Consider the following 1,879-nt stretch of genomic DNA (forward strand, 5'->3'; position numbering starts at 1 on the left):
GGAAAGTACGAGAAGAACCGCCAGTCCGGCTTCAAGCGCTGCCTCGACGCGGTTCTGGTGCGGGTTTCCGGCGATCAGCGCCTGCCGGCGAAACCTGAAATGACGGCATTGCGCGACAAAGCCGGCACCTTCGTCGCCAGTTTCCACTATCGCGACCGCATGGAAGGCATTCCCAACCATGACGACCAGGGCACGTACGATCGGCCTCATAATCTCTACTGCCAGTACAAGCCTGCTGACATCGACCCGGTGCTGGCTTCGCTCGGCAGCAGGCCGTGGCTGACCGAGCGGCCACGGCTGGCGGTGTTTTTGGCGACCGAGCGCGGAACAACGCATTACGCGCTCGATGCCGAGGACGACCGTGGCATGCTGATGCGCGAATCGTTCGGCAATGCCGCCGTACCGCTGGCCATGCAGGTGACTTTTCCCACGGTGGCGCAGCTGTCGCAGGCCGGATTGGACGATCAGGCGCTTCGCAATGCCGAGATGACGAAGCTCGACACACTGGCGAAGAGGGCCGGCGCCGACCAGGCGCTTTACGGCAGCCTCGTCTGGAGCGACAAGGAACTGGGCTGGATCGCCGACTGGCGGCTGGTCATGGCCGGCAAGACCTACGTCTGGCAGGTGCGCGGTGTCGGCTTCGACGAGGCTTTCCGTGTCGCCATCAGGGGCGCGGCACAGATTCTGTCAGGCAATGGGCAACCCGAATAGGCCTCGACCCGGTCGCTGGCACAATCGTGCCGCATTGGTCAGCGGCGGGAGCTCGTGGTAAAAGCCTGCCCGAACGAGAGTACTGGCGATGAACAAATTCACCCCCGCAAAGCCCGCCGGCGCGCGCGGCGTCGACGAGATCACCGGCAGCCGCCGTCTGCGCCGCATGCGCAAGGCCGACTGGTCGCGCCGTCTGGTGCAGGAGAACCGGCTCACGGTCGACGATTTGATCTGGCCGATCTTCGTCGTCGAGGGCAAGGGTATCCGCGAGCCTATCGCCGCCATGCCCGGCGTCTTCCGCCTGTCGATCGATCTCGCCGTCAAGGAGGCAGAGCGCGCGGCAAAACTCGGCATTCCCGCCCTCGCCACCTTCCCCAATGTGGACATCTCGCTGCGCGACCAGACCGGCTCGCACATCCTCGATCCCGACAATGTGATCAACCGCGCCACCCGTGCGATCAAGGATGCGGTACCGCAGATCGGCATCATCACCGACGCAGCGCTCGACCCATTCACCAGCCACGGCCATGACGGCATCCTGCGCGACGGCATCATCGTCAACGACGAGACAGTGGAACAGGTGACCGCCGCTGCAGTCATCCAGGCGGCCGCCGGCGCCGACATCATCGCACCGTCCGACATGATGGACGGTCGCATCGGCGCCATCCGCGACGCGCTCGATGCCAATGGTTTTCAGGACGTGGCGATCATGTCCTATGCGACCAAATTCGCCTCGGCCTTCTACGGACCCTATCGCGAGGCGGTGGGCACCGCCGGTCTGCTCAAGGGCGACAAGAAGACCTATTACATCGACCATGCCAATTCGGACGAGGCGGTGAGAGAGGCCGAACAGGACATCGCCGAGGGCGCCGACATGCTGATGGTCAAGCCCGGCCTGCCCTATCTCGACATCATCCGGCGGCTGAAGGACGAGTTCCAGATGCCGACCTTCGCCTACCAGGTGTCAGGCGAATATTCGATGATCAAGGCGGCAGGCGCCAATGGCTGGATCGACGGCGAGAAGGCAATGCTGGAATCGCTGCTCGCCTTCAAGCGCGCCGGCTGCGACGGCATCCTGACCTATTTCGCACCCGAAGTGGCGGAGATGTTGAAGGGGTAATTTCTCTTCGCGACGACGGCCGGTCGCGGCGAGCAATGTCGGCCAATA

2 protein-coding genes are annotated in these 1,879 nt (G+C 63.8%); both read left to right on the forward strand.

Annotation, left to right across the window (positions count from 1 at the left end):
• A partial coding sequence (locus tag EN932_RS35165) for a DUF2066 domain-containing protein (protein ID WP_128369477.1) occupies positions 1 to 711 on the forward strand: 711 nt, incomplete at its 5' end.
• Between the two features lie 88 nt (positions 712 to 799).
• Positions 800 to 1,831 (forward strand): porphobilinogen synthase, encoded by a 1,032-nt coding sequence (gene hemB / locus EN932_RS35170; protein WP_013532258.1) that lies wholly within the window; start codon positions 800 to 802, stop codon positions 1,829 to 1,831.
• Positions 1,832 to 1,879 lie beyond the last annotated feature (48 nt).

This window comes from Mesorhizobium sp. M7A.F.Ca.US.002.01.1.1, from assembly GCF_004022955.1.
Classification (GTDB): Bacteria; Pseudomonadota; Alphaproteobacteria; order Rhizobiales; family Rhizobiaceae; genus Mesorhizobium; species Mesorhizobium ciceri.